26 protein-coding genes and 1 riboswitch are annotated in these 26,240 nt (G+C 47.5%); of the genes, 12 read left to right on the top strand and 14 right to left on the bottom strand.

The features are described from left to right. Nucleotides 1-138: 138 nt before the first annotated feature. The 9 genes from ACG2F4_RS01795 to ACG2F4_RS01755 form a co-directional block, all read right to left on the bottom strand. Complete coding sequence (locus ACG2F4_RS01795) at nt 139-417, bottom strand: helix-turn-helix domain-containing protein (RefSeq protein WP_395257689.1); 279 nt, start codon at nt 415-417, stop codon at nt 139-141. Beyond that, nucleotides 414-770, bottom strand: coding sequence for a type II toxin-antitoxin system RelE/ParE family toxin (locus ACG2F4_RS01790; protein ID WP_395257687.1), 357 nt, complete (start codon nt 768-770; stop codon nt 414-416). The genes ACG2F4_RS01795 and ACG2F4_RS01790 overlap by 4 nt, the downstream gene beginning before the upstream one ends. Nucleotides 771-976: 206 nt before the next feature. Further along, nucleotides 977-1,279 (bottom strand): type II toxin-antitoxin system RelE/ParE family toxin, encoded by a 303-nt coding sequence (locus ACG2F4_RS01785; RefSeq protein WP_395257685.1) that lies wholly within the window; start codon nt 1,277-1,279, stop codon nt 977-979. Continuing rightward, nucleotides 1,273-1,458 carry a hypothetical protein gene (locus ACG2F4_RS01780; protein WP_395257683.1) on the bottom strand — a complete coding sequence of 62 codons (186 nt, stop codon included), beginning with the start codon at nt 1,456-1,458 and terminating at the stop codon, nt 1,273-1,275. The genes ACG2F4_RS01785 and ACG2F4_RS01780 overlap by 7 nt, the downstream gene beginning before the upstream one ends. Nucleotides 1,459-1,693: 235 nt before the next feature. After that, the gene (locus ACG2F4_RS01775; protein ID WP_395257681.1) at nt 1,694-2,293 is read right to left on the bottom strand and encodes a hypothetical protein; all 600 of its coding nucleotides are present in this window, start codon (nt 2,291-2,293) and stop codon (nt 1,694-1,696) included. Then, a complete protein-coding gene (locus ACG2F4_RS01770; protein ID WP_395257679.1) occupies nt 2,239-3,162 on the bottom strand; it encodes a hypothetical protein in 924 nt (307 codons plus the stop codon). Before ACG2F4_RS01770 ends, ACG2F4_RS01775 begins: the two co-directional genes overlap by 55 nt. Nucleotides 3,163-3,879: 717 nt before the next feature. Further along, the gene (locus tag ACG2F4_RS01765; RefSeq protein WP_395257677.1) at nt 3,880-4,176 is read right to left on the bottom strand and encodes a type II toxin-antitoxin system RelE/ParE family toxin; all 297 of its coding nucleotides are present in this window, start codon (nt 4,174-4,176) and stop codon (nt 3,880-3,882) included. Next, entirely contained in the window at nt 4,173-4,406 is a 234-nt protein-coding gene (locus ACG2F4_RS01760; protein ID WP_395257675.1) for an addiction module protein, read from the bottom strand. Before ACG2F4_RS01760 ends, ACG2F4_RS01765 begins: the two co-directional genes overlap by 4 nt. Nucleotides 4,407-4,616: 210 nt before the next feature. After that, nucleotides 4,617-5,885: a hypothetical protein gene (locus ACG2F4_RS01755; RefSeq protein ID WP_395257673.1), complete on the bottom strand. Its 1,269-nt coding sequence runs from the start codon at nt 5,883-5,885 to the stop codon at nt 4,617-4,619. Nucleotides 5,886-6,490: 605 nt separating this feature from the next. On the opposite strand from ACG2F4_RS01755, the gene ACG2F4_RS01750 reads away from it, so the two are divergent. After that, a complete protein-coding gene (locus tag ACG2F4_RS01750; RefSeq protein ID WP_395257671.1) occupies nt 6,491-7,462 on the top strand; it encodes an integron integrase in 972 nt (323 codons plus the stop codon). Nucleotides 7,463-7,833: 371 nt separating this feature from the next. Here ACG2F4_RS01750 and ACG2F4_RS01745 read toward each other — a convergent pair whose 3' ends face one another. After that, nucleotides 7,834-8,304: a DUF456 domain-containing protein gene (locus ACG2F4_RS01745; RefSeq protein ID WP_395257669.1), complete on the bottom strand. Its 471-nt coding sequence runs from the start codon at nt 8,302-8,304 to the stop codon at nt 7,834-7,836. A gap of 592 nt (nt 8,305-8,896) precedes the next feature. On the opposite strand from ACG2F4_RS01745, the gene ACG2F4_RS01740 reads away from it, so the two are divergent. Continuing rightward, nucleotides 8,897-10,591, top strand: a complete 1,695-nt coding sequence (locus ACG2F4_RS01740) for a peptide MFS transporter (RefSeq protein ID WP_395257667.1) — start codon at nt 8,897-8,899, stop codon at nt 10,589-10,591. Nucleotides 10,592-10,866: 275 nt separating this feature from the next. After that, entirely contained in the window at nt 10,867-12,123 is a 1,257-nt protein-coding gene (locus ACG2F4_RS01735; protein WP_395257665.1) for an MFS transporter, read from the top strand. A gap of 619 nt (nt 12,124-12,742) precedes the next feature. On the opposite strand, the gene secG is transcribed toward ACG2F4_RS01735, so the two are convergent. After that, nucleotides 12,743-13,147 carry a preprotein translocase subunit SecG gene (gene secG / locus ACG2F4_RS01730; RefSeq protein ID WP_395257663.1) on the bottom strand — a complete coding sequence of 135 codons (405 nt, stop codon included), beginning with the start codon at nt 13,145-13,147 and terminating at the stop codon, nt 12,743-12,745. Between the two features lie 143 nt (nt 13,148-13,290). Here secG and ACG2F4_RS01725 point away from each other — a divergent pair, with 143 nt between their 5' ends. Continuing rightward, entirely contained in the window at nt 13,291-14,187 is an 897-nt protein-coding gene (locus ACG2F4_RS01725; RefSeq protein WP_395257661.1) for a mechanosensitive ion channel family protein, read from the top strand. Nucleotides 14,188-14,330: 143 nt separating this feature from the next. Here ACG2F4_RS01725 and ACG2F4_RS01720 read toward each other — a convergent pair whose 3' ends face one another. Continuing rightward, nucleotides 14,331-15,002, bottom strand: a complete 672-nt coding sequence (locus tag ACG2F4_RS01720; RefSeq protein WP_395257659.1) for an SOS response-associated peptidase — start codon at nt 15,000-15,002, stop codon at nt 14,331-14,333. A gap of 80 nt (nt 15,003-15,082) precedes the next feature. On the opposite strand from ACG2F4_RS01720, the gene ACG2F4_RS01715 reads away from it, so the two are divergent. Together ACG2F4_RS01715 and ACG2F4_RS01710 are read left to right on the top strand one after the other, a co-directional pair. After that, the gene (locus tag ACG2F4_RS01715) at nt 15,083-15,988 is read left to right on the top strand and encodes a lysostaphin resistance A-like protein (protein WP_395257657.1); all 906 of its coding nucleotides are present in this window, start codon (nt 15,083-15,085) and stop codon (nt 15,986-15,988) included. 122 nt (nt 15,989-16,110) lie between these two features. Beyond that, nucleotides 16,111-17,502, top strand: a complete 1,392-nt coding sequence (locus ACG2F4_RS01710; RefSeq protein ID WP_395257655.1) for a DEAD/DEAH box helicase — start codon at nt 16,111-16,113, stop codon at nt 17,500-17,502. Between the two features lie 122 nt (nt 17,503-17,624). On the opposite strand, the gene ACG2F4_RS01705 is transcribed toward ACG2F4_RS01710, so the two are convergent. Then, the gene (locus tag ACG2F4_RS01705) at nt 17,625-18,851 is read right to left on the bottom strand and encodes an aminotransferase class I/II-fold pyridoxal phosphate-dependent enzyme (RefSeq protein ID WP_395257653.1); all 1,227 of its coding nucleotides are present in this window, start codon (nt 18,849-18,851) and stop codon (nt 17,625-17,627) included. A 201-nt stretch (nt 18,852-19,052) separates the two neighbouring features. Continuing rightward, nucleotides 19,053-19,289, bottom strand: a complete 237-nt coding sequence (locus ACG2F4_RS01700) for a hypothetical protein (protein WP_395257651.1) — start codon at nt 19,287-19,289, stop codon at nt 19,053-19,055. Beyond that, nucleotides 19,286-19,360, top strand: a riboswitch (Fluoride riboswitch). (Overlaps the previous gene by 4 nt.) 28 nt (nt 19,361-19,388) lie before the next feature. Between ACG2F4_RS01700 and crcB the strand changes: the two genes are divergently transcribed. The 6 genes from crcB to ACG2F4_RS01670 all read left to right on the top strand — a co-directional run bounded on the left by crcB (nt 19,389) and on the right by ACG2F4_RS01670 (nt 26,190). Continuing rightward, entirely contained in the window at nt 19,389-19,772 is a 384-nt protein-coding gene (gene crcB, locus ACG2F4_RS01695; protein ID WP_395257649.1) for a fluoride efflux transporter CrcB, read from the top strand. 267 nt (nt 19,773-20,039) lie between these two features. Further along, a complete protein-coding gene (gene gcvT, locus ACG2F4_RS01690) occupies nt 20,040-21,143 on the top strand; it encodes a glycine cleavage system aminomethyltransferase GcvT (RefSeq protein ID WP_395257647.1) in 1,104 nt (367 codons plus the stop codon). 96 nt (nt 21,144-21,239) lie between these two features. Next, nucleotides 21,240-21,977: a 2-phosphosulfolactate phosphatase gene (locus tag ACG2F4_RS01685; RefSeq protein WP_395257645.1), complete on the top strand. Its 738-nt coding sequence runs from the start codon at nt 21,240-21,242 to the stop codon at nt 21,975-21,977. Then, on the top strand, nt 21,964-24,492 hold the full coding sequence (locus ACG2F4_RS01680; protein ID WP_395257643.1) for a DNA translocase FtsK 4TM domain-containing protein: 2,529 nt from the start codon (nt 21,964-21,966) through the stop codon (nt 24,490-24,492). Before ACG2F4_RS01685 ends, ACG2F4_RS01680 begins: the two co-directional genes overlap by 14 nt. Next, the gene (locus ACG2F4_RS01675) at nt 24,467-25,102 is read left to right on the top strand and encodes an outer membrane lipoprotein carrier protein LolA (protein ID WP_395257641.1); all 636 of its coding nucleotides are present in this window, start codon (nt 24,467-24,469) and stop codon (nt 25,100-25,102) included. Before ACG2F4_RS01680 ends, ACG2F4_RS01675 begins: the two co-directional genes overlap by 26 nt. A 56-nt stretch (nt 25,103-25,158) precedes the next feature. Beyond that, nucleotides 25,159-26,190, top strand: coding sequence for a lysylphosphatidylglycerol synthase transmembrane domain-containing protein (locus tag ACG2F4_RS01670; RefSeq protein WP_395257639.1), 1,032 nt, complete (start codon nt 25,159-25,161; stop codon nt 26,188-26,190). Nucleotides 26,191-26,240: the final 50 nt, after the last annotated feature.

The following is a 26,240-nucleotide window of genomic DNA, read 5'->3' as shown; positions in this document are numbered from 1 at the left end:
TCGTCTTTTTTGGTTTGCCATAACTAGTGTTTGTCATAAATTTCGGCAACAATCTATGGCTTAACTGGGTGTCCACCAAAATGTAGCAAGTTCAGACCAGGCGAGGTGCGTCCCCTTAATGCGCTAGTTAGGTAAACCTTAATCTACTAATTCAATGCGAAGTGTCTTACCAAATGTCTTGGCATATTTTTCAAGAGTTGATAGCCGGATATCTTCAGCATGATTCTCAATGCGAGAAATAGCTGTTTTTTGGGTATTCATTTGTTTGGCTACTTCTGCTTGCGTTAAGCCAGCGTTTTCCCGGGCTTGCTTCAACAACGCACCAATTTTGAAATGCAGATATCCTTCTTCAAAACCTTCCGCAAATTTCGGATCGTCTTTCTTTCGTTTTGTTATGTAAGCTTGAAGATCACTCATTTTGAACCTCCGTTTCGAGCTAAATAATCAGCTTTTCTCTGCTCAGCTAGCTCAATTTCTTGTTTGGGTGTTTTTTGGGATTTTTTCTTAAATCCATTTGTTAAAACAACAAATTCATCGCCTGTAATAAATCCGAGGAGCCGAAAACTATGGGAGCCAATACGAGCACGAACTTCCCAAATATCGTCAGTATTTTTCAGCTTCTTAAAATATTGAACAGGGACTTGATCCATATCTTCAATAAGTCGAAGCGTCCAGGTAACTTTTTTAGCATGTTTTGGTTTTAATGAATCTAAAAATTCCTCGACCGGAGCTTTTCCGGATTTCTTACGATAGAATTTGATTTGTCTCATAGATCATAAGTTAACAATAATGTTAACATTGTCAAGAAAGGATTATTGCCAAGAAATTGAGAAAGGTTTACCTAACGACATTGCGCATAAGGTGCGCACGAAATAATGTTGAGTTGATAAATAATGATTGGAAAGCTAAAAAGCCAAAAGTGGGCAAGACCTGGCGAGGTGCGTCCCGTTGAAGCGCCTTGTTAGGTAGGCGCAGATTATTCTGGCAAATGAGTATTATCAAAATTTTTACTCGAATGGAATACAGTCAAAATTCGGACAAGTTCCTTATTATGGGAGTAATAGACAATCCGGTAATTCTTGTAGATTAATTCGCGAATGTTGGGATCGTCAACTTCTGGAACTTTCCTACCGCTTAAAGGAAAGTGTCTTAGCTGATCAACTCGATAATATATTTTTTCGACAAATAATTTTGCTACTGACTTGGAGTCATGACTAATGTGTTCAAAAATTGCATGTAGGTCTTCAACAGCTTGAGGAGTCCAATGCAGTGTTACCATTGATCAATTTTGTTCAGTACCTCTTCATGTTCTAGTACATCACCTTGCTTCGACTGTTTTAGACCGACTTCAATTTTGTGGATAAAATAAATACGCTCCATAATTTCATCTAGAGTAGCATTTTGAGGCAGTTTTTCGATGCTATCCATCACTTTTTGCTTTAATGTTGCTTCAGCCATAATAATTAGATTATTAGTTTAACAGGTGGCTTATATTATAACGGTAGTAAAAAGTAAGAAGTATTCCAATTTCTGAATAGCATTTTGCGCCACCTAACGACATTGCGCATAACCGGCAGGCGCAATAGTGTTGAATTAATTACAAAATGATAGATTAACCAATAAATGAAAGGGAGGCAAGGAGATGGCGAGGCCTGTCCGAGTTAATGCGCGGGTTAGGTGGCTGTTATGATCCTCAAAATAAAGCACTAATATTCGTGACTATATTATCCAAGTCAGCAAAAATTAAAATTATGGTCAATAAAATTAAGACCATTGTCATCCAAAATACTCCCCTTTGAAGCCTGTTATTACTTTTTGAAACTTCACTATTTATTTTCGATGCGATTAATTGATTTATCCTGTCAACAACTCTTTGGGATTCTTTTTCATATTTTTTTAACTGGGTTGACAACTTTGTAAGCCATTCTCTTTGTTGGGCAAAGAATAGATGATCAGAATGCCTTTCTTCAACTCTTTGAAATTCAATATTAAATGGCAGGTCAGCGTAATATCGATCACAAAAGTTGTCTAATTCAGTTATAAACGGGACCAAATTTCGTTGTAAGTCAGCAAAGTTTTTACTTAGTATTTGTGACTTTTCAAGTGCTTTATCAGTATCATCGATATTTATTGATCCAAATCGATCTCTAAGTTGGGTTAATGATTCCTCGAAACTTTGGGCCAATTTTGATAACGCCCATAAACTTAACGATGAATTTATATCTTTCAGCCAATGTGTTAATGCTTCAATTTCATCTCTACTACCATAATTTGAAAGGTCAATCTCATCCAAAGCTTTGTTTTATTTGCAGTAAAAACAAGACAATCAGCATTACTGACTTTATTAGCATCCAAATACATATAAAATTCTGGCATTTCTTCAGATTCCCATGCCCAAAATTTATTATTGATGTCCAGAATATTCTCATAGGAAGGAAAGCCTTTAACTTCTGAAAAAGGCTGAGCTTTTTCTAAGATTAAAACTTCACTAGTAGGAATTTTATTAACTGAAATTTTAGATGAAAAGTAACCAGGCAAAGTTTCTTTGACCCACTTTCTACATATAGATCGCAGATATTCTCTAGTTAGCTTTGTATTCTTTTGTTTTTGATTACTGACAGAGTGAATTGAATAACCAGTCTCAGTTTCCTTGAAGTATGTCTTGTATTTCTTTCTCAGTGACTCTTCAACTGAACTTGAAATCTTGTCTTTTAATTTAAATTGAAAGGAAATAATGGTAGTGCTGGGTAAATATTGAAATGCATTTAAATAAACCCAATCAATGCCACTTGGTAGTTTAGCTTTTCTTGGTCTAGGATAGACCTTGTTTTTATCTGTATGCGGATAAACATAACCGATACCTACTGAAGCCCATCCCGAGCTTCTTAATCTATATTGTGATAATTTCTTTAAAAAGTCAGAATTCGAATACTTGTCTGAATCAATCCATCCTAGTTGGTGAATTCTTGATTCTAAATTTGAAAAATAAGATGGAGGATATGCCTCCATTGCCCAAATTGTTGGAATAAAAACTTTTTCATCTTCAGGTGGTGTTGTTTCTTTATTCTCTTCAGGATCGCGGTTCTCATGATGATACTTTAGATCCTTCTCCCAATTGGTGTTTGATGAATTATCTTTAAAAAAATCCCTTATTTGAGTCATATTTCAAGTTTCTAAATCAGAAGCCACCTAACGACCTTGCGCTTAAGCTGCGTGATTACGATTGAGAACCAAGTTAAAAACTACGAGCGAAAACACAAGCAAAAAGGGAGCGACGAAAAAAGCAACACCCGTGACCATTTAACGAGGCCAGCAGGAAAATCCAGAGGGGAGACCGGCTGTTGCCGCCGCATTGTTGAAAAGCACCGGCCCAAAACCGCCCCCAAAGAGCGACCAATACTGGGAGAGCCCCGGCGAGTCACGTCCGCTTGAAGCGCTGGTTAGGCTGGGAAAGGTACCCTTGGGCTGCGATGAAGGAAACCCCGAAAAGAAGCAGGATTGATAGGCCCGAAGCGCGGGCGCCAGCGCCAAAACGGGGAAGGGAGCGGGGAGGCACCAAGCCGGAAAGCAGCTACAAATTTGGAATAGCCACTCGTTAAACCTGGTCTAAAACTGGAATGTTGCAGCCATCCCGACAGAAGCAATTGTTAAAACGAGCAAGAAAACGGATGCTATTTTGGGGCAGAACAGAAGCAAAAAATGTGGCAATAACTGACGACAAAATGGGATGGCCTTGCCCGAGCAGCCTAACGCTCTGCGCTTAAGCGGCCGGCGCCAGAGTATTAAAATTGTTTCTAAAAGAAAGGGTAATCAAAATCAGGGAAACTGGCAACCCCGCGGCGAGGCCGGTCCGCTTGAAGCGCTGGTTATACCCATCGATCACTTCCGAGAAGTCCAATAATCTGGTTTACGATTCTGGTGCATGACAGCATAAATTTCTAAGTAATTATTTTTTCCCTCGTACTTATAAACCAGGGCAAAAGAAAAACGATTGAGTGGAAGTTTGCGGATAGATGCTTCAAATGGACTTCCAATTTCAGGAAATGATCGCAGTAAAGCTAAAGCAGTTTGAACTTCATCGTAAAATTGATCGCCGAGACCTGCTGCTTTCTGATTATAATATTTGATTGAGGCAAGGAATTCGTTTTGCGCTTCTGGATGAAAATCGATTGTCACTTTTGAAGCAATTTTCGGGCATTTGAAAGAACTTCCTCAGCCGAAATTGGATCAACCTCTCCGGAATTAAGTTCTTTTTTTCTGCGATTTACTTCTTGGATCCAGGCCTGTTCAATATCTTGATCCACTTGTTGGTCAAGGCTTGCAATAAGACGCTTGGCAAGTTCAGCACGATGATTTTCGTCTAATTTTAGCGCCGAATTTTCAATTTTGTTGAAATCAGTAATCATGATAATCAGTTTTGTTTTTATAAATCTACTAAAAAACGAATGGAATAAATAATTATTAGCAACTGAATTTTAGTGGGTATAACGACCTTGCGCATAACCGGCGCACACATTTCTGTTGAATTAGCAACTAACGAAAGAAGAGACTTAAAACCAAGGAGGGCAGAGAATTGGCGAGGTGCGTCCGCGTTAATGCGCGGGTTAGCCGTACTACTAGTTTTTATTTTTAAATTTGTCTAAAATTTCCTCAAATCTATCGTCTTCCCTCATCTCCGCTAGAATTGGGAATTCTTCTGCTCTTTCAATAGTTATATCTTCACTTTTTAAAGCCCGAGGTAGAAGTTCAAAGAAATCGTCAGGTTGTTCACATAATGAATGGTAAGCTAATTGAAATAGCTTGTCTTTAGCATTAAAATTAGCATCCATGACGTCATCTTTAATTTGCTCCCAATTACCAAGCCTCTTTTCACTTAACCAATAATTTAATTTACCAGATAAAATATATTCTTCAGACATATTTTTATCGTTCATTAAGAAATAGCTGGTTGATTTGGATACATTAAACCGCTTTTCTTGCAAATAATAATAATTAAGATGATCTAAAAATGAGGCTCTTTCTTCATCATCTTGATCTAGCTTTTTCCAAAGTTCGAGTGCTATTAACACGCAATTTCTTTCGAAGATATCAATCCTCTCATCTAAATAAGCTCTCGTAACCTCTAGTTTTTCGTCGGTTTCGACTTTTTTAGCATAATTGTCGGCCACTTCTTGTAAGTATGTTGAATTTACACGACCTGCATTATGCACTACTAGATTTCGTCTTAAAAAGGTTTCATAAAGCATTTCTTCATATTGATCTATGTAAGACATACTTAAGTTTAAACTACTTTTTCTAAAAAAAATAACCCATTCTTTGAATGATTCTCTGAGTATTTTTTCAATTTTATTTTGTTTGTAATGATTTCTTGCATCCTCTATAGTATCAAAACCTTTTAGATCCTCATAGCTAAAAACTTTGTCTTTATTTCCAATCGCACTTGGATATTTGTCGAAATAAAAATGCAGAATTTGAGAAAAAAACCATTCAACTATTGATGTAAGATTCATCAAAGCACTATAATATAACAATCGACTTCTTTCTGAGGATTTTCTTAGTTCTGTTAATGCTTCATCAAAGCGCTCCTGATGATCACCAACTATTTTAAAAGCTAGATCAGATTCTTCACTTTCCGGAATCTTTATTTCGAATTCACCTCCAAATTCTTCCTGCATTTTTTTAAGATGTTCATCAGTAAATTCAACATCAGAATCGGGATCAATACTTCTTATTTTTCTAGCTCCTGCTTGTAGCGGAATGAGATCTTTTTCACGTTTCTTATATATTTCATCTTCTTTTTCCTTTAGAAATGAATCAACCAGATCAACAAATTCTCTTAGTGATTTTAGGTTGCTTGTCAAGCTATTTATAACATTTTGAAGCATAGTCTCGATGATTAATTAACAAGTACGGCTAACTTAAACTTATATCAACAAGCATAATAGCATATAGTGTTATGTGCAAGTGTGGTGTCCGGGCTAAGAGGAATAAGCACCTGTTATCATAAAATATTATGTCAAGAGATGCAGCATAAGGTCTTGATGTAATATCAAATTATTTTGTAAGGAATTACGGGTCTATCGGTCTATTGAGTAGAGGGTACTGTTGGAATAGAAAAACGCAGGTTTTATTATCCACTAATACAAGAGAATTCAAGTTCGGGGAATCCAAAAAAGTCTACGTGGCTTTTTGAATGAAAAGCTCTTCATTATGCTATGTCCCGCTGGGTAAGCGCTGGGAACTGGATTTATAACAAACTCTTCATTAACACCATCAGTAATGTTTTACAATCTCATAATCCGATTCAACTTTTAAATAAACAGCAACAAAGAGGCTTTGAAAAAACGGGCTTTTGTCCGGTATCCAAGCTTCAGCGAATTCGAAACCGCTTTTTATCCATTACAAGTGAGGAATCGGAATTCGCGAACATACCGAGATTGGGCAAAAAACAGTTTCAAAGTCCTCAACAAAGAGAAAAGAGAGGCGCGGTATGTCAAAATCTTCACTGCTGAGTAGACTCAAAACCGAAATCAGGCGCAGAAACTACAGCTACCGAACCGAGCAGGCCTATACTTCGTGGATTGTACGGTTTGTGAAATTCCATAATCTGACCCATCCAAAGGACATGGCGGAACCAGAAGTAGTAGCCTATCTTAACTACCTGGCGGAAGATCGTAACGTGGCGGCATCAACGCAGAACCAGGCGCTGTGTGCTATTCTTTTTTTGTATAACCATGTGTTGGAAGATCCCCTGGAGGAGATGATGGACTTTACGCGGGCACAGAAACCCAAAAAGTTGCCGGTGGTTCTGACCCGTAGTGAAGTGCAGAACGTATTGGCACATATGGAAGGGGTCCCCGGTCTGATAGCCCAGTTGCTGTATGGGGCCGGACTTCGTATTTCGGAATGTCTGCGTCTGCGGGTGCTGGATCTCGATTTTGAATACAACCAGATTCAGGTTCGTTCCGGCAAAGGGAAGAAAGATCGTATTACCGTACTTCCCCAAACCTCGAAACAGCAATTAAAGGAACAGGTGCAAAGGGTGAAATTGATTCACAAAAAAGATGCAGCTGCCGGCTATGCTGAAACGCTTCTCCCCAAAGCGCTGAGTAAAAAGTATCCCAATGCAGCAGCAACATTGAAATGGCAGTACCTGTTCCCCTCTCCCAGGCGCTCCAAAGATCCCCGGTCGGGACTGGTGCACCGCCATCACCTGTCAGACTCTACCATCCAGCGAAAAGTGAAACAGGCGGTCAAAAAGGGAGGAATCAACAAGCACGCCACCTGCCATACGCTGCGCCACAGTTTTGCAACTCATTTACTGGAAGATGGCTATGATATTCGTACCGTACAGGAGTTGTTGGGCCACAAGGATGTTAAAACAACCATGATATACACCCATATTATCAGGAACAAAGGAAGTATCGTCAAAAGCCCGATCGACAAGCTGCAGGCGGTTTAAGTAAGTGGAATATAGAGACAAGGATCAACTGTGCTGATATAAAATGGTATATCTCAGAGTTTTCCCAGCAAATATTGCCTCAACAGTTTCACATTGTAAATAACGTCAACTCGGGATGTGAATGACCCAAAATAAGTTTATTGCTGTACGGCCTCTCCGGCCGTTGAAATTTTTGTTGGTACAGTGACCGTAGTTGGAGCGTAAAGAAACAATTAATACCTCTGTTCTGGCGCAAGCGTCTCGCTTGAGCCTTTGGTTGATCCGTGGATAGTACGAGCGAACGCCCGCACCAGATTAAGATCAAGTTCCATGGTTTTAGCTCCGGCGAAGGGAAACGTAACGTTATAGAGTAACCCTAAATCATCCTACTGTTATAAATGGCTGAAAAAGTAATAACCCATCATGGCTGCAGCAATGACTTTCAGCAGAATACTTGCCAGGAGTCCGGCAAACGAACCCAGGGCCGACTTAAAGGCGCGGTCGGTCGTTTTACCGGCAATCAGCTCACCGGCAAAAGCCCCGAGCAGCGGACCGGCAACAATGCCGGCAGGGGGAAAGAAAAATCCTGCCAGGAGTCCCACAATACTGCCCCATATTCCGTAGGCGGAGCCGCCAAACTTCTTGGTTCCATAGGCGGGGATAACGTTGTCAAGCACCATCAACACAACCACAATAATGGCCCAGGTAATCATAAACTGCAGGCTAAAAGGGGGCGTCGTTGTGAGCTGCAAAGCCAGCAGTCCCGCATAGCTAAAGGGGAGGCCCGGCATGATCGGTAAGAAGGACCCCACAAATCCCACAATAATCAGGATGGTGCCAATAGCAATAAGCAGCGTTTCCATAGTAGTAAGGTTAGACGGTTAAACTTGTATTCCCGGTTCACGTGCAGGCAATACCGCAGGTTTCATCACATACAACAGCCACGTTAAGGATACGGATGGCTCATCGTTAAAGCCAGCCTGCATTTCAAGGAGAAAATGTCCCGCTAGATGCAGATGATGTGGCACCGGCGTTACGACCTCGAAGTTACTTAACGTCAAGTCGGGGTAAGAATGTCCAAAAACATTTATTTTATTGCTGCTATCGTTCCGGCCTTCGAAATTTTTGTTGATTGAGTGACCGCAACAAAAATTTCACCAGCCGGCGATGGTAGAAGGTTATTTTTTCGTCACATAATATGAACAGAAACAACACGGTCTTGTTGACAAGAAAACGCTGGCTCTGCCAAATTCTTAAACCAGGCTCATATTATTTAATTCACAGTAGCTTCCCACAAATATCATGCTGTAAAGTTACCCAATATGGACCCCTCTCTGATCAAAATTGGCACTTGTACCGGCTTTTCAGGTTGCTTCACTATAGCGGTTTAATTATCATGAACGCGTCTGTCTGTGGTATCCGTCGGAACAGCAATTCGAATGAAAACATACGTATATGGGAAATGGACAAGCAGGAGGTACAATAGACGCACAGAGGAAAGATTTTTTCGGCCATCCAAGGGGACTTTCCACGCTGTTTTTTACTGAATTGTGGGAGCGATTCAGCTATTACGGCATGCGGGCGCTCCTGGTCCTTTTTATGACGGCCGAAGCGATCGGCAGCAACCCGGGCCTGGGATTCAGTGTCGGCAAGGCCACGGCTATTTACGGGCTCTACACCTTTTTTGTGTACGTCCTTTCGCTGCCGGGCGGCTGGGTGGCCGATAAACTCTGGGGTCAGCGTAAAGCGGTTTTTGTGGGAGGCTGCATCATCGCCGCCGGGCATTTCAGCATGGCCATCCCCACGCTGCCGTTCTTTTATCTCGGCCTGGCACTTATCGTCATCGGCACCGGGCTGCTAAAGCCCAACGTCAGTTCCATGGTTGGCGACCTCTATCCCGAAGGGGGCGCCCGCCGCGATGCCGGTTTTTCCATCTTTTATATGGGCATCAACTTTGGAGCCATATTGGGTCCCCTGCTTTGCGGGTTGCTGGGCGAAGGCTACAATTGGCACTACGGCTTTTCACTGGCAGGCATCGGCATGGTGCTTGGGCTGATCTCCTATAAGGTTGGTGGAAAGTTTCTGGGAGATGCCGGGGAGCTTAAGATCGATGAGCCGCAGGAAAAGATCGACAGGCGGGGCCGGCGCTTCTACGGGATGGTCTCTCTCATAGCTGCAGGGCTGGTGCTGTTTGGATTCCTGGTGACTTCCGGCGCCATCCAGGTAACGCTCGAGGCGATGGCGGGTTACCTGGGATACGCAGCCGTCCTTATCACCGTACTCTTTTTTGGATACATTATCTTTTTTGGAGGACATACCACCGAAGAAAAGAAGAAGCTCGGGGTTATTTTCTGGCTTTTTATCCTGGCCGCCCTCTTCTGGAGCGGTTTTGAGCAGGCAGGTTCATCCCTGAACCTTTTTGCCCAGGACCTGACCGAGCGCAACTTCGGTCCCAGTTCCTTTTTGGGTGGATACGGCTCCGCATTGATCACATTTCTTATAGCACTTCCGGTTGGATACACCGTATTTCGCGTTTTTAAGCGCGATGACCTCTGGTCGCTCGCCAAATGGGTGATCGGCATCTCTTCGGTGGGAATCCTAATCTTTTTATACTGGCTGTTGAATCAAATCGGCACCGGGTGGGAAACCCCGGCCAGTACGCTGCAGCTTATCAACCCGACCTTTATCGTCATATTTGCACCGATTTTCGGCTGGCTGTGGACCTGGCTGGCTACGCGCGACCAAAATCCGTCGATACCGGTAAAATTCGGCCTCGGCCTTCTGGGCCTGGCCGCCGGATTTTTTGTGCTCTCCTGGGGGGCAGCCAATGCAAGCCCGGAGGCCCCGGTCTCGGTATCGTGGCTGGTGGTCACCTATTTCCTGCATACCTGTGGCGAACTGGCACTGTCGCCGGTGGGCCTTTCATCCATGACCAAGCTGGCCCCCCAAAGCCGGGTCAGCCAGATGATGGGTGTGTGGTTTGTCGCCGCCGCGCTGGGCAACCTGTTTGCTGGCATCGTGGCCGGCCAGTTGGAAACGCTGGCACCGAGCAGCCTCTTCTGGAGTGTGGCCATGTTCGTGGGCGGTGGTGGTATTATCGCACTGCTGGCCAGTCCGGGCGTTAAAAAGCTGATGGGCGATGTGGAATAATTTAATCCGGTTATATGTAAACATAACATATTTTTGCAATCCCGAAGGTCATAGTCAACAGGGCTGCCCGTACTTTTGAAAAACCCTTCGTAAAATAATTTCAAAAAAATTGAATTCTTTAATGACTTTTCTATTTTAGATCATCATATTCAATGCGGATTAGCTTATCCATCAAATAATTTAATAAAAAGGGATTAGATTGCTGGGGATACAGCCTCTTATATATGTGGATGAGTGATAAACTGTGACTATAACTTTAGAACAAAACAAATAATATGAGCGAACAAGTAAACGAGCGAAGACTCTTTCTGGGAAGTTGTTTTGCACTAATTACTACGGCCTTTACGTTTGCCATCCGGGCTGGTATTCTACCGGAGTTGGGAGATCAGTTTGGGTTGACAGCACAACAACTTGGTTTTATTAATTCCATGTGGTTTTTTGGATTTCCCATTTCCATGGTGTTGGGCGGTATTTTTTATAATGCTATTGGTCCCAAAAGGATCATGCAATTTGCCTTTGTGGTACATACCCTGGGTATCGTCCTGACGATCTATGCCGGGGGATACACCACGCTGTTAATATCCACCCTGCTCATCGGACTTGGAAACGGTTGTACGGAAGCGGCCTGTAACCCGATGATTGCTGATGCCTACGAAGGCAACATGGTTGACAAAATGCTGAACCGGTTCCACATGTGGTTCCCGGGCGGTATCGTACTCGGCAGCTTAATTTCAAACTTTTCGACAGGCCTTGGTTTTGGCTGGGAAGCCCAGATGTGGATTATCATGATTCCGACAATTACCTATGCCGGTCTTTTCTGGGGACAAAAATTCCCTGAGCCCAAGCTGGAGGAGATGAAATCATTAAAAGAAAACGTCAAGGCACTCACCAATCCGGTGTTTCTATTCATATTCTTCTGCTTTGCGCTGACCGCTATCTCGGAGTTCGGTCCACAACAGTGGGTGGAAATTGTATTGGCTCAAAGTGGTGCAAGCCCGATGATTATCCTTGCGCTGGTCACAGGATTGATGGCCGTGGGACGTTTCTTTGCAGGACCTGTTGTGAAAGCGCTCGGTCAACCGGGAGTTCTGCTGGGTGGAGCTGTCTTTGCTACGATCGGTACGTACTTGTTTAGCGTTTCAACCGGTGTCATGGCATATGTTGCGGCCGTCTTCTTTGCTATCGGCATCTGTTACTTCTGGCCGGTAATGGTTGGCACGGGAGCCAAACGAGCACCCAAAACAGGAGCTCTCGGGCTTTCACTGCTGGGAGCAATGGGGATGTTCTCAACGGCTATTTTTCAACCGATTATCGGTGGCTGGATTGATTCCAATCGCGCCATGTATTCTGAACAGGGGCTTTCAGGCTCCGAACTGGAGTTGGCAGCCGGACAGGCGACCCTGGCCGATATGACGCTGTTCCCGGCCTCCCTGATCATACTGTTTACTATTTTTTACTTCTGGCAGAAAAAAGCGGATATCAAAACGGTTGATGAAATGGCGGCTGAGGAACCGGCACCCGAAGCTACATAATCGTTGCTTTTTATATGTTTAGGTTAAAAAGGTCCCGATTTCGCAATCGGGACCTTTTTTTAATGCCTGTTTTTGATCGTAAAGCCTCCTCAAAAAGTCTGGCAACTACTTGCGCAGGGGGCGCAGGGGATGCACCAACCCTGCGGAATCGAATTGGCAACGTCCTTGAGAAGGGACCCAACATGGAGACAAGTAATCAGCTTTCTTGTAGAAAAGATGCAATGTTTGGAATAGAGAAGGGCGTTCAGTCCAAACACGAACGCCTGCACTTACAGTGCGGGAGTATTCAGGTCACATAAGAAGGAACACCTCCATCCAGGAGAAAAAGCGACCTTGAGTTTTTGAGGATGCCCGAGGTGCTAGAAATGAGTGGTAAAACTTCCCTCAAATGAGGGGGCGGGGCTTACAGTCATACGTTCTTGATCAAATGTTGAGCAAGAAATGCGTAGACCTGCTGCAAAGCGTCTCACCCCGATGATAAATTGGATATAAAAAACCTCCAGAGTTTTAAAACCCTGGAGGTTTGAAAGTACCAGAAAGATAAAATTAATATTCGTCGCACCCATTCGGGGGGGGGCGCAAACAGCATCAGGTTCCGGAAGTTCAGGGTATACAACCCTTAATTGTCTCCGCCACCGTTGTTGTCAGCGCCGCCCTCATCCTGGGTGTTGCCTTCGTTTTGTGGCAGTTCCGGCACCGCAGAAGGTGTTTGAGACGGGTTGTTCATGTTGTCTTGTACCGGCTGTTCAACGCCGCTCTGCTGTACGGCACTTTCAGCAGGACCTTCATTATCGATCGCAAAGTTGGCCAGCACAGACAATGCCAGCAGTGCGCCGGCTAGTACGGAAGTGGATTTCGACAACAGATCGGCGGCGCGCCGTGCACCAAGTCCGCCTCCTCCCGCCATTCCACCGGCTATTCCGCCGCCGGATAGTCCCTGCCCCTGGCCGGGTTGCAACAGTACTACAATCGTTAGAAGTACGCTGATGATGACGATTAGTGTAATGATTATGGTATAAAGCATAATATCTTTGATTCTTTATTCAGAGCCACAAAGTTAGGCAAAATCCTGTTCTATCACAATGTGTGTGAGAACTAAAATTTTGCATTCAGCCTGATGGTAATTTATTGTACATTGGTATTCTTCCCAATTTGAGTGAATCGATCATGGATTTTCAGGATTTTTTGGACAGGTTTGGCAACAGCATCAGCACCTCGTCGGGGGTAACCCTGCAGGTAATCGAGTCTGTTGCAGTGGTGTTGGTGCTCTGGCTGATCCGATTTTTTATAATCCGCATTGTGAACCGGAATGTTAAGGACACCGCGGTTCAATACAAGTGGCGGAAGAACCTGACCTATTTTATCGTTTTCCTGGGGACTTTTATTGTGGGGCGAATATGGTTTGAAGGGCTCCAGTCCGTAGCCACTTTCCTGGGACTGCTCTCTGCCGGTTTGGCCATCGCCCTGCGTGATCCTGTAACCGATTTTGCGGGATGGATTTTCATCATTTGGAGGCGGCCGTTTGATGTGGGAGACCGGATCCAGATTGGAGACACAAAGGGTGATGTTGTGGATACGCGCGTGTTTAAATTCACCGTGCTGGAAATCGGCAACTGGGTACATGCCGACCAGAGTACCGGCCGTGTTATCCATATTCCCAATCACAAGGTGTTTACAGAACCACTTGCCAATTATACCAGCGATTTTGAATTTATCTGGAATGAACTGGAAGTGCTGGTCACATTCGAGAGCAACTGGAAAAAAGCCAAAGATCTTCTCCAGGAGATAGCGGACAAACACCTGCAGGATTCAGTTACGGATGCCGAGCAGCAGGTCAAAAAAGCGAGCAAATCCTACCTGATTCATTATCGCTACCTGACGCCCATCGTGTACACAGATGTAAAGGACAGCGGGATCAACCTCACTATTCGCCACCTATCCAACCCGCGCCGCCGCCGGAGTGTCGGGCAGTCGATCTGGGAGGATATCCTGACGGAATTTGAAAAGGAGGAGGACATCGAGCTGGCCTATCCCACCATGCGTATCTACAAGCAGGGAGAGTGAAGCCGGGTGCTTCCGGCTTGTCATCTTTGTTTCAGACCGTTGGTATTGCACGCAGATACCGGAAAATGCCAGGCGTAAAGCAGAAATGATGAGTATTCCCAAAAAAATCACCAGCTGGGAACTATGAACGATGACTTTTGAGATTACTTGGGTATTGGCTGGATCAGCTCCGGGTGGTTGTTGTCGGGGTCGTTGACCTCTTCGGTCACCCGGTTTACCGCCATTTCAGTGAGATCCAGCGGCTTGAGTATCGCTGATTCTGCAGCTATCTCGGGGCCCCCTTCGCCAAGCCAGGCCGAATAATGTTCCGGTCGTATGATGACCGGCATCCGGTCGTCCACCGGTTGAACAAGGGCGTTGGCCTTGGTACTGATCAGTGCGAACGAGTAGACATCGCGCCCGCTGCTCGACTGCCAGACAGAGTACAGGGCTGCCAGTCCCATCACCTCGTTTGAGAGCAGGCGAATATAAAACGGGGTGCTCTTCTTTTCACCTGTTTTCCACTTGTAGAACCCGTTGGCGGGTACGAGGCATCGGTGCTGTTTGAACGCTGTTGCATACTTCTCATCATTCAGGGCCTCCACCGGGAGGGTAAGATTTTGCTGACCCTCCTTTTCATTTTCAGCCCCCTCGGGTATAAGTCCCCAGTGGAAATCATAGATTCTGCGATTCCCCTCTTCATAAAAAATTGCAGGGACCCGGGTACCCGGTGTTATGTTGTAGTTCGGCTCAAAGTAGTCGTCGCGCTGGGTCGTTACACCAAAAGCGGTTTCCACCGTCTCTTTGGAAGCGTGCAGTACAAATCGGTCACTCATAAAAAAGTTTGTTCTTTTAGGATGAAATCCTAGGTTAGGACACCTACAACTTATATTCAACATTAAATGTTTCTCAGTTGATGAATATATTCTATAATTTTGAGGAGCAACGCCTCAGGGCGGGATGGCGGCTTTTACTCCAGTTTTTGCTGATGATCTTCCTGCTTTATGCCGGCCAGATGCTCATTTCATATGGAACCGACCAGCCGGGATTTTTACTGGGGCGCCTCCCTGGTGCTTTCGCTTTTGTGCTCAGTACGTGGATCGCCGTTCGTTTCCTGGACAACCGCCCGTTTGCTGCTCTGGGTTTGGCATTCGACAAAAGATGGTGGAGCGAGCTGGGCGTTGGTATCGGCATGGGAGCGCTCGCCATGGGATGTATTTTTGTACTTCAACTGCTGATGGGCTGGCTCACGTTTTCCGGTTTTGGCTGGGAGCGGGCCTGGAGCGTGGCCTACCCGCTGCCGCTGCTGGGGTACCTGGCGGGGATGCTGCTTGTGGGATTTTACGAAGAGCTGATGTTTCGCGGCTACCAGATTACAAATATGATCGAGGGGTTTTCGTATTCCAAAAAATCATATACAACAGTGGTATTTTTGGCCATTGCTGTTTCATCCATACTGTTTGGAATCATGCATGCCGGAAATCCCAATGCCAGTGCGGTTTCAACCGTAAATATTATTCTTGCGGGTATTGTACTGGCTCTGCCCTACCTTTTTACCGGGAGCCTGGCACTTTCCTGCGGTATTCATGCGGCCTGGAATTTTTTCCAGGGGGGCATTTTCGGCTTTCCGGTCAGTGGCAGCCCCTCCCGCAGCTCCCTGCTGCAGGTGAATGAAACGGGACCCGATCTGTTTACGGGTGGACGTTTTGGCCCGGAGGCGGGATTACTGGGCCTCATCGGCTTGTGTTTAATTGTATTGATGACGTACCAGTATATCCGGGCTGAGGGGTATACCCTGGGATTGCATGACAATTTTAAGTGAACCATACGTTATCACTTTGAGGGATGTGAGCAAAGTATATAAGTTTTGTATATTCCTGCGTGTTGAGCGCTCGTTTGCATTTGAAGCGAGCTGAACGGAGTAAATGCTAACAAAAAAAGAAGGTGAGTACTTTGACGTTTGATGAAATGAATCTGAGCCCCGAACTGATGAGCGGGCTTCGAGATGTGAACTACCAGGAACCAACAAAGATTCAACAGTCGGTAATTCCGCTGGCCGTAGAAGGGAAAGACGTCCTTGTAAAAGCAACCGATGATGACAAGGGAAAATATGGTTCTTTTATCATACCGGCCCTTGAAAGAATTATCCAGACGAAGGATGATGAGGCCGAAAAGGGAACCCAGGTGCTGGTGTTGACGCCCAACCACGAAGATGGCCAGAAGATCGATGAACTCTTTTGGGCCATGGGATATCACGCCCAGGTGGAATGTGCGACTGTGGGACTTGACGGGAAGCGGGAAGAGCAGGAGCAGGAGGTAAAGGAGGGCGTGCAGGTGTTGGTCGCCAACCCGGGACGACTCCTGAACATCCTGGAAGACAATCTTATGGTTCTCCGTGATGTAGAACTGTTGGTCATCGACAAGCTGGAGGATATTGTTTCTTACAGCATGGGGTCGACCATCAAGAATATTAAAAAGCGGCTCATTAGTGAGTTTCAGACCCTGGGATATGCCGCCGAATTCAATGATGAGATCAAATCGCTGGCTGATTTTATCATGGATGAGCCTGAAGTCGTCGGGTTTGAGCAGGTACGCTCCAACGGACAGCTGGTGGAGGAGCCGCCGGAGGTGCCAAGCCAGTTGAAGCAGGGGTATATCAAAGTGCCCAACCGGATGAAGATCACCACCCTGATGGCTCATATCGATTCCAGCCCCACCGATACCTGCGCCATTTTTACAGCCTCCAAGCGGGGCACGGATCGACTCTACCGTGTACTCCGGAAGCGCAACTACTCAGCCACCAGCCTGCACGGCAAACTTTCTGACGAAAAGCGGGCCCAGCGCTTTGCCAACTTTACAAATGGCGATGTCCAGTTTCTGCTGATCGCAGATATCTCTGCCGCCGAGCTTGACCTTGATAATGTAAAACAGGTTATAAATTACGATGTGCCCGGCGACCCCGATGAGTACCGGTACCGGGCCGGATTGGTCAGGGACGGCAAGGCGGGGCGTATTGTCTCACTGGTTTCAAAGCAGGACCGAAGTGATATCAATCAGCTGAAGAATGAGCTCGGCGAAGCACCCCAGGAGCTGCCCCTGCCGGATGAAGTGAAAAAGAAGGTCCGGGAGCGAAAGCAGAAGAAGGGCAAAAACAAAGGGCAAAACCGTAAAAAAGGGAAAAGAAGCCGCGGCAAACGAAGTAAAAAGCGCCAGAAAAGTAACGAACTGGAGCTCCCAAAGCCAAGTTATGACAAATTGAGTGGAGGTCGCAAGGGAGAAAACAATGATGAAGAGAAGGGTGTGCTCGGCTTCTTTAAAAAGCTCTTTACCTCCTGAAAATATTTCTTTCCTAATGTCTGAATGAGCAAAGTAAAGTCACGAACTAAAAAACCTCCAGGGTTATAAAACCCTGGAGGTTTAATTGTATGTAAAGGTTCGCAAGTGGTTTTCAACCTGTCTTATGCTGATAAACGCTCACCTGCAGAGAATACCACATCCTTGATCGCCTCAAAGCCTTTGAGCGTTTTTTCGATATGCTCATCGGTGTGAGCCGCAGTTGGGATGAGTCTCAACAGTACGGTGCCCTTTGGTACGACCGGGTAGGTAACGCCACTGACAAATACTCCGTGATCTTCACGCAACTGTCGCATAATGGTCTGGCACAAGTCGGTGCTGCCCTTGGTCAGAACCGGCGTTACGGGGCTTTCCGACGGCAGCACGTTGTAGCCGATGTCGCGGAGTCCGTTCCGCAGATTCGTGGCATTTTCCCACAGCTGGTCGCGCCACTCGGGGTGGTCCTTGATAAGCTGCAGCCGCTTGCGGGCAGATGTTACAATGGGCATGGGAACCGACTTGGCAAAAATCTGGCTCCGGGCATTGGCTTTCAGGAATTCAACCACACGGGGCTCGGTCGCCACAAAAGCGCCGATCAGGGCAACAGCCTTGGCAAACGTACCAAAATAGATGTCAATACCGTCATGGCATCCGAGAGCCGTACCGGTCCCTGAACCGTCTTCCCCCATCGTGCCGAATCCGTGGGCGTCATCCACCAGCAGGCGGAACGGGTACTTCTCCTTAAGGGCGATCATCTCTTTTAAAATGCCGAGGTCACCGGTCATGCCGAACACCCCTTCAGTTACCACCAGTACGGAACCATTGGGTCCGAGATTTCGGTGGGCCCGCTTTAGCTGTTTTTCAAAGCTTTCAACATCGTTGTGCTTAAAGACCGATTTGTCGCTCATCGCCAGCTGTTTCCCATCAACAATGCAAGCGTGGCTCAGTTCATCATAAATAAGGTAGTCATTGCGATCTACCAGGGCGTGAATAACACTCATAATTCCCTGGTAGCCATAATTAAGCAACAGGGCAGAAGGCTTGTGGGCGAAGTCAGCCAGTTCTCGTTCAAGGGCCTCATGTTCATCAGAGTTTCCCGTCATCAGGCGGGCGCCCATCGGTGCGCTGAATCCATATTTTTCGGCACCGTCAATATCAGCCTGCTGTACTTCGGGATGGCTGCCAACGCCGAGGTAATCGTTGACACTCCACACGATTACATCGTTACCGTTAAATTTCATTACGGGCCCAATGGGACCTTCAAGTTTTGGGAAAGTATAATATCCATATCCATCAGAAGTGAACTCCCCAAGTGGACCTGGTCTGCCCTCCAATTTGTCGAATAAATCCATAATGCGTTACTATGTACTGTTATTTAGATTAGAAAAGTGAGCGTATGTACCATATCAGGCCTCCGAGGCCCTGTAAAAAGATGAAAAAAGGTAAGGAAAAATACCCTTTAATCAAAAAAGGGCAATGTTTCGCAAAGCTTGGATAAGGTATTAAAAAACAGTTGCTTAATATAACTTGCAATCAGCATTAAATGTAAAAGTTTATGCGGGCAGGGGAATGAAACTCTGGTCAACGGTAAACAGCGGCGACATTGCAGGCTGGCGGTACTCTTTATCCGCGACTGCTTGAGCGTTTTCCAGGGTTAACTGGTCCCTTGGCGCGGCCAAAGATAAAGAGGTACTTAAATCGCAGGCGCTCCCCATTTCAGGTGCGGGGTGCTCAAAGGGATGGGGACCAATCTTGGCTAAATTCCCGCCGTTGGCTATTTTATGATTCAATTTACGGCGATGGAGTTCGCCTTTAACCGCTCCCGGTAAATAACGGCAGAGCTGATGACTCCTGTTCTGGCATTCAATGTAAACTCAAAAAGATTGTATATGTACAAGTTGTTGCTTGTCGGTGCGGGAGGTTTTGCCGGCGCCTGCCTTCGCTACCTGCTGGATGAAGCCACGTATTTTTTTATCAGCAAAGAGGCGTTTCCTGCCGGAACCGTCGTAGTCAATATCATGGGATGCTTCCTGATCGGTTATCTCGTCTCTCTTCTGGAGCTGAGGCACGTCTTCTCTGTAGAACTTCGGCTGCTGGTTCTTACCGGCTTTTTGGGGGCGTTTACCACCTACTCCTCCTTTGCGCTCGATACGTTTGTACTGATGGAGCGATCCGCATTCCTGAAAACCGGACTTTACCTGGCGCTGCAGCTCCTGGTGGGCATCGGGGCCGTTTGGGCGGGCATGGCGATCAATGGTTGGGGCGTTGAGTAGTTCTGGACACTGAATATTGCAGGCGGGCGCAGTACAACGGAACAGGCCGAATCATTTCTTGCCAAATAGGGGAATAAAGTGAGATATTCCAAGGCGGAAAAGATAGCGGATACAGTATCATCTGCAAGCGCTGAAAATAAGTATTGGAAAATTGTCAGGTAAGAAATCATTGTATTTCGGGCAATTTGTACAACCTCCTGTTTTTAACATGACGCGCTCATACAGCGGGAGTTTTTCAGGAGATTTGGAATTTATTAACGAACAGAGATGTCGAAACGAACTCCATTCTATACCATCCACCAGGATCTCGGGGCCCGACTGGTCGATTTTGGCGGGTACGATATGCCGGTCCGGTACGGCAGCATTACAAAAGAGCACAAAGCCGTGCGAAATGGCGTAGGCCTGTTTGATGTATCTCATATGGGAGAGTTTTACGTGCACGGCCCGGAAGCATTACAGCTGGTACAGCATGTTACGATCAATGATGCATCCCGGCTAAAGGAGAACCAGGCTCAATACTCCGCCATGTGCTATGAAGACGGCGGTATTGTGGATGATCTGCTGGTGTACAGGCTTTCCGGCGGAGACGGTTATATCCTGGTTGTCAATGCCTCGAATATTGAGAAGGATCTGCGGTGGATACGCCGGCACAACACGTTTGAAGCTGAAGTGAAAGATCAGTCGGCGGATACCTGCCTGCTGGCGGTGCAGGGACCGCAATCGGTCGAAACCCTGCAAAAACTGACGGATATTGATCTGAGCGCGATCAGTTTCTACCACTACCGGGTGGGAAAATGTGCCGGTTTTGAAGATGTCGTGTTTTCTGCCACAGGCTATACCGGCGAAAAGGGATTTGAGATCTATTTTGACCAGAACCAGGCAGAACCGGAAGCGATATGGAATTCCATAATGGAGGCGGGGGCGGAATTCGGTATCCGGCCGTGTGGACTGGGCGCGCGCGATACCCTGCGCCTGGAGATGGGCTATGCGCTGTACGGCAATGATATAACGAAAGATACCAATCCTCTAGAGGCGGGTCTGGGCTGGCTGACAAAGCTGGATAAAGGCGAGTTTATCGGCCGGACGGCACTGCAGAAAATAAAGGAGGAGGGCGTTCAGCGCAGACTGGTCGGGTTTACCGTAGAAGAAGATCGGGCCATTCCCCGTTCCGGGTACCGCATGCTGGACAGCCAGGGAAACCGGATCGGATTCGTCACAAGCGGATCGCAATCCATTACCCTGGGTATAGCTATCGGCATGGGCTATGTCGACCGCTCTTTTTCCGGTGAGGGAACAAAAGTTTTCATTGAGATAAGAAATAAGAGGGCGGAGGCCACTGTCGTCCGCCCCCCGTTTATCTCAAAGAAATAACTGAGTTGCCCGATCAAAATCGTATATTAGCCGAAGTGGGGATTCACGTTTGAATCGTCAATTTCCCTGTTGATTTAACTAATTTAATGACTCTGCATGATTAACAGTATAGATATTTGTGTTTCAGCTCTCGCATTTCAAGAAGAAGAGCTGCGCGATAAAGTGACCGTGGTAATCGATGTGCTGCGGGCGAGCTCCACCATCGTTACAGCCCTGAATAACGGGGCAAAGGGCGTTATTCCGGTGCAGGATATGGACGCCGCGGGCAAAATTTCGATCAATCTCGATTCCCCCAACTTTTTATTGTGTGGGGAAAAGGATGGCAAAAAAGTGGAAGGCTACGACCTGGGGAATTCTCCCTTTGAGTATACCGAGGAAGCCGTCAGGGATAAAACCATCATCTTTAAAACCTCCAACGGTACCAAGGCCCTGAAACGTTCTACGATGGCCAGGGAAATTTTGGTCGGCAGTTTTCTGAACCTTGAGAGCATACTGAGGCGTCTGAGAGAAGTGGAACAGGAGATCGTACTGGTCTGTGCCGGCTGGAAGGGGCGCCTGGCGCTGGAGGACCTGCTCTGTGCGGGCAATATCATTCATGAATTGTCGGGTGGAGAGCTTACCGAGGAGGCCAGCGACGGAACAAAAGTCGCTTTTGGTCTTTACGAAAAATTTGGTAATGATATAGAACAGACGCTGCGGAAATCGAACCACGCCAAGCGGTTGGATGAAATAACCCAAAACGATGATATCGGTTTTTGCAGCCGGTTAAATGCGATGGATATACTACCAACCCTGAAAGAAGGAATTATTACGGACGCCAATGGCAAAAAGTAAACAATCGGGCGCGATGGCCGGCGGAATCTCTGCCTCCCGCAAGATGGAGATCCTGGGGATTCTGATCATGGCGATAGCCACCCTCACCGGGTTGAGTATCGTCACGTACCACACCTCCGACTACGCCCTGATTCAGTCCCTCTCGTCAGATTCAATTTTTTCAGTTGATCGTGGGCCCGCCCTGCGGGTACAAAACGGGCTGGGCGTGGTGGGGGCCTACCTCTCCCACCTGTTTGTATACCGCCTTTTCGGGTATACCAGCATCATAATTCCACTCATCATAATGGGATACGGCTGGTTTGTGTTTCGGGGGCGGGAGGTTAAACAGATGCTGTGGGCCACGGTCTATGGGCTCTGGAGCATGGTGCTGCTGTCCACCATGCTGGGCTGGTTTTATAATGAATTGTCAGCCTACTCTTCGGTCTGGCCGGGGGCTTCGGGCATCGCCATGTCCAGCCTGCTGCACAATCTTACGGGCATCGGATCGATAATTATTCTGGGCGTGCTGTTCGTGGTAACCGTGCTGGTGCTGCTGGATCGCGACCTTCAAAAAACGGTGGATGCCGTCAAGGGCTGGATTGCCAATTTGCGGGAGTCGATTGAACAGCGGAAAGAAGAGCGGGCCCGGCGCAAAGCCGATAAAAAGGCGGAAAAAGAACGGCGGCAGGAGGTACAGGCCCAGCAGCAGGCGGAAAAGAAGATGAAGCAGCAGGGTAGAACCGCCTCTTCCGAAACGGATCAACAGCATGTACCGGCAGGCGGAGAACGATCGATCGATGATATTGTAGAAGCGTCTGAACAGGAGGATCTGCAGCGACGCCGGCAGGAGCAGGAGGAGATCAAGGATCTGGATCAGCGCCCCCGGGCTATCCTGGACAAGAGCAAGACCGAGAAAGTGGCCGACGGGGAGATCGGGGATGAGGACGATGATGTAGAGGTTTCGGTGTTTGTGGGAGAAGGGGATGAGGAAGCCGGGGCACGCGAGCTGGATCGCAAAAATCGTGACAAGGCGAAGGAGGTTCCCGAGATAAAATACAAGTTCCCGGGTATCGATATCCTGGATGCGCCACCGAACGAGGGGAACGAGGTGGATCTGGATGAGATCAAGGAAAACAAGCGGATTATCCTGGACAAGCTGAAGCGCCACAAGATAGAGATCCGCAGCATCAACGCTATCGTCGGCCCCACGGTAACACTGTATGAGCTGGATCCGGCTCCGGATGTAAAAATAAGTAAGATCGAAAGCTACGCCAATGACCTGAAGATGGCGACTGCGGCGCACGGGCTGCGCATTATTGCCCCGATCCCGGGACGTTCCGCGGTGGGCATCGAGGTACCGAACCGCAAGCGGGAGACGGTCTTTATAAAGTCGGTTATCAATACCAAGAAATTCGTGGAGACGGAAGCGGAGCTGCCGGTCGCTTTTGGAAAGACCATTGAAAACGAGGTGTTCCTGCGGGATCTGACCAAGATGCCCCACCTGCTCATCGCCGGGGCTACCGGTTCGGGCAAAACGGTGGGGATCAACACAATTATCACCTGCCTGCTCTACAAGTGCCACCCGGATAACCTGAAGTTCGTGATGATTGATCCCAAAAAAATTGAGCTTTCACTGTATCGCAATATCCAGAATCATTTCCTGGCCACGCTGCCGGGCTCCGAAGAGCCTATTACCACCGATACCGCCGACGCCCAGGAAGTGCTCGAAAGCCTGACGATGGAGATGGATGAGCGCTACGACTTGATGAAGATGGCGATGGTGCGCGACATCAAGGCGTATAATGAAAAATTTGATGCCGGCGAACTGGATGAGGAGCTCGACCACCGCCACCTGCCCTACATTGTGGTCGTTATTGACGAGCTGGCCGATCTTATGATGACGGCCGGAAAGCAGATTGAGGAGCCGATTGCACGCTTGGCACAGTTGGCCCGGGCGGTCGGCATTCACCTGGTGGTGGCCACACAGCGGCCGTCAGTGAATGTGATTACCGGTACGATCAAGGCCAACTTCCCGGCGCGGGTGGCCTACCAGGTGGCCTCGAAAGTGGACTCCCGCACCATCCTGGATACCAGCGGCGCCGACCAGCTGATCGGGCGCGGCGACATGCTCTATACCAACGGTGGGGGCATGACCCGAATTCAGAATGCGTATGTCTCCACGGAAGAGGTGGAACGGATCACCGCTTTTATTGGAAATCAAAAAGGATACAAGGAACCGTACCACCTGCCCGTTATCGAAGATGAAACCGGCGGCGATATCCCCGATCCGCTTGATGACATCGATGAACTGTTTGAAGCGGCGGCCAAAGTTGTGGTCATCCATCAGCAGGGTTCGGTGTCGCTGTTGCAGCGCAAGCTCAAGATTGGCTACAACCGGGCGGGGCGCATTATCGATCAGCTCTATAACGCCGGTGTCGTGGGACCGTACCAGGGCAGTACTGCCCGCGATGTGCTGGTATCGGACGAAGAGGAATTGGAACATGTGTTAGATGAACTGGATGAATTTGATAGATAAATGGTTGCTGCTTCTGTTAACAGGCCTGCTGCTGTCGCTTGGCGCGACAGCTACGCAGGCACAGGAAACCCCTTTTGACCGGTTGATCGGCAAGTTTAAAGAGGGAGTGGTTTTCAAGTCGGAGTTTAATCACCAGTATATAGATTCCTATACCGGAGATACGGTGGAAACGAGCGGTACGATCTGGGTGGGGGAAAATAAGTACAAGGTGCAGAACAACCAGCAGACCGTAGTCGTAGACGGGGAAACCTCCCGGGTCTATGACAAGAACCGGAACCGGGTTATCGTAAGCACGTATGAAGCGGAGGAAGATGACTTTGCCCCTTCCCGCTTCCTCAACGGCGCCGACACGACCTACACGGTGGAGAACCAGCAGGAAAAAGAGAGCCAGACACTCATTACGCTGGCATCGGCTGACCCGTTTTCAGTATTCCAACAGGTGGAAATTACCCTGGCGGGAGACTTGACTCCACGCAGAGTATTTGCCCGCGACCAGGCAGATAACTTAATTACGACCACGTTTGGTGCAGGCTCGTTTATTCAGCAGGAACCGGGACTTTTTGTGCTGGATTACCCGAAACAGGCCGAAATAATCGACATGCGAAATTAGCAATCTTACCCAAAATTCCGTTAACCAGTTAGTCCAAAGGAAGCACCGATAACCTGATGTTAAAAAAAGGTCTGAAAATTGGGGGAACTATTGCTGTCGGCGGGGTATTCCTCTGGCTGGCATTTCGCAATGTCGTATTCAGCGAAGTATGGGAGTACGCGCGCCAGATCAGCTTTGGATGGGTGCTCCCGTTTGTCATCGTGGCAATTATCAGTCACTACCTGAGAGCCGAGCGCTGGAAACTGCTGATCGAACACGATAAAAAAGACCTGGACCGGTTCACTCTTTTTTCCGGGGTGATGGCGGGTTACATGCTGAACCTTGTGTTCCCACGGCTGGGAGAGGTGACGCGGCCGGTATATGTAGCAAAGCGGGAGGACCTGAGCTCTTCAAAACTGATCGGTACCATTGTGCTGGAACGCGCAATTGACCTGGGGGTGATGGCGTTTCTTATGTTCATTGTTTCGGTGTACCTGGTGACCGACCTATCGCTGCTAAGCCAGATTTTCGGCCGGCAGACGGTTGACTTCTTCAGCGGTGGCATGACCCTGGAAACGGTAATCGGGTTGCTCCTGGCGGGGGGCGTGGTCCTTGGACTGCTGCTGCTCGCCTGGAAAATGCTGGTGGCGCTGGCAGAAAAGTTTGAATGGCTCGGGTACTGGGTGCTGCGCCTCCGCAGGCTGTTCCGGATGTTTTGGGAGGGGCTCGCCGCTGCACGTGAGGTGGAGCGCTGGTGGCTTTTTGTGCTCCTGACCGGCCTGATCTGGGTCGGGTATACGCTCATGTCCTATATCCCGTTCTGGATGTTTGACATGCAGACAACATTTGATCTCTCACTGCTGGATGCCCTGGTCATTACCGTCATCTCGGCGATCGGGATCGCGATACCATCGCCCGGAGGGGTGGGAACCTACCATTATTTTGTAAAGCAGACGCTGCTCATTTTATTTGCAGTTCCGGCAGTTACAGGTATCGCCTATGCCACTGTCACCCATGCCGCCATGGTGCTGATGGTCAGCACTCTGACCCCGATTCTCCTGGCTGTTGACAAGTTCAGGGCCACAAAGCAGGGCAAGCCCGTTGTATAAAACGTCCAGACCCTGAAGGGTTTTGAGAAGTGTGCTCTGCGTGTTCAAAA

This window comes from Halalkalibaculum sp. DA3122, assembly GCF_043951865.1.
GTDB lineage: Bacteria > Bacteroidota > Rhodothermia > Balneolales > Balneolaceae > JAMQKA01.
Note: the sequence above shows the minus strand (reverse complement) of the source record. Positions and strands in the feature narration are given on the sequence as shown.

Bases quoted from the DNA above. Each gene is read 5' to 3' on its own strand.
- ACG2F4_RS01715 (WP_395257657.1), top strand. From the start codon at position 15,083: ATGAATATATTCTATAATTTTGAGGAGCAACGCCTCAGGGCGGGATGG.
- ACG2F4_RS01675 (WP_395257641.1), top strand. From the start codon at position 24,467: ATGAACTGGATGAATTTGATAGATAAATGGTTGCTGCTTCTGTTAACA.
- ACG2F4_RS01670 (WP_395257639.1), top strand. From the start codon at position 25,159: ATGTTAAAAAAAGGTCTGAAAATTGGGGGAACTATTGCTGTCGGCGGG.
- ACG2F4_RS01770 (WP_395257679.1), bottom strand. From the start codon at position 3,162: ATGACTCAAATAAGGGATTTTTTTAAAGATAATTCATCAAACACCAAT.
- ACG2F4_RS01725 (WP_395257661.1), top strand. From the start codon at position 13,291: ATGGATTTTCAGGATTTTTTGGACAGGTTTGGCAACAGCATCAGCACC.
- ACG2F4_RS01740 (WP_395257667.1), top strand. From the start codon at position 8,897: ATGGGAAATGGACAAGCAGGAGGTACAATAGACGCACAGAGGAAAGAT.
- ACG2F4_RS01750 (WP_395257671.1), top strand. From the start codon at position 6,491: ATGTCAAAATCTTCACTGCTGAGTAGACTCAAAACCGAAATCAGGCGC.
- gcvT (WP_395257647.1), top strand. From the start codon at position 20,040: ATGTCGAAACGAACTCCATTCTATACCATCCACCAGGATCTCGGGGCC.
- ACG2F4_RS01685 (WP_395257645.1), top strand. From the start codon at position 21,240: ATGATTAACAGTATAGATATTTGTGTTTCAGCTCTCGCATTTCAAGAA.
- crcB (WP_395257649.1), top strand. From the start codon at position 19,389: ATGTACAAGTTGTTGCTTGTCGGTGCGGGAGGTTTTGCCGGCGCCTGC.
- ACG2F4_RS01720 (WP_395257659.1), bottom strand. From the start codon at position 15,002: ATGAGTGACCGATTTGTACTGCACGCTTCCAAAGAGACGGTGGAAACC.
- ACG2F4_RS01680 (WP_395257643.1), top strand. From the start codon at position 21,964: ATGGCAAAAAGTAAACAATCGGGCGCGATGGCCGGCGGAATCTCTGCC.
- ACG2F4_RS01790 (WP_395257687.1), bottom strand. From the start codon at position 770: ATGAGACAAATCAAATTCTATCGTAAGAAATCCGGAAAAGCTCCGGTC.
- ACG2F4_RS01785 (WP_395257685.1), bottom strand. From the start codon at position 1,279: ATGGTAACACTGCATTGGACTCCTCAAGCTGTTGAAGACCTACATGCA.
- ACG2F4_RS01745 (WP_395257669.1), bottom strand. From the start codon at position 8,304: ATGGAAACGCTGCTTATTGCTATTGGCACCATCCTGATTATTGTGGGA.
- ACG2F4_RS01795 (WP_395257689.1), bottom strand. From the start codon at position 417: ATGAGTGATCTTCAAGCTTACATAACAAAACGAAAGAAAGACGATCCG.
- ACG2F4_RS01760 (WP_395257675.1), bottom strand. From the start codon at position 4,406: ATGATTACTGATTTCAACAAAATTGAAAATTCGGCGCTAAAATTAGAC.
- ACG2F4_RS01705 (WP_395257653.1), bottom strand. From the start codon at position 18,851: ATGGATTTATTCGACAAATTGGAGGGCAGACCAGGTCCACTTGGGGAG.
- ACG2F4_RS01780 (WP_395257683.1), bottom strand. From the start codon at position 1,458: ATGGCTGAAGCAACATTAAAGCAAAAAGTGATGGATAGCATCGAAAAA.
- ACG2F4_RS01735 (WP_395257665.1), top strand. From the start codon at position 10,867: ATGAGCGAACAAGTAAACGAGCGAAGACTCTTTCTGGGAAGTTGTTTT.
- secG (WP_395257663.1), bottom strand. From the start codon at position 13,147: ATGCTTTATACCATAATCATTACACTAATCGTCATCATCAGCGTACTT.
- ACG2F4_RS01755 (WP_395257673.1), bottom strand. From the start codon at position 5,885: ATGCTTCAAAATGTTATAAATAGCTTGACAAGCAACCTAAAATCACTA.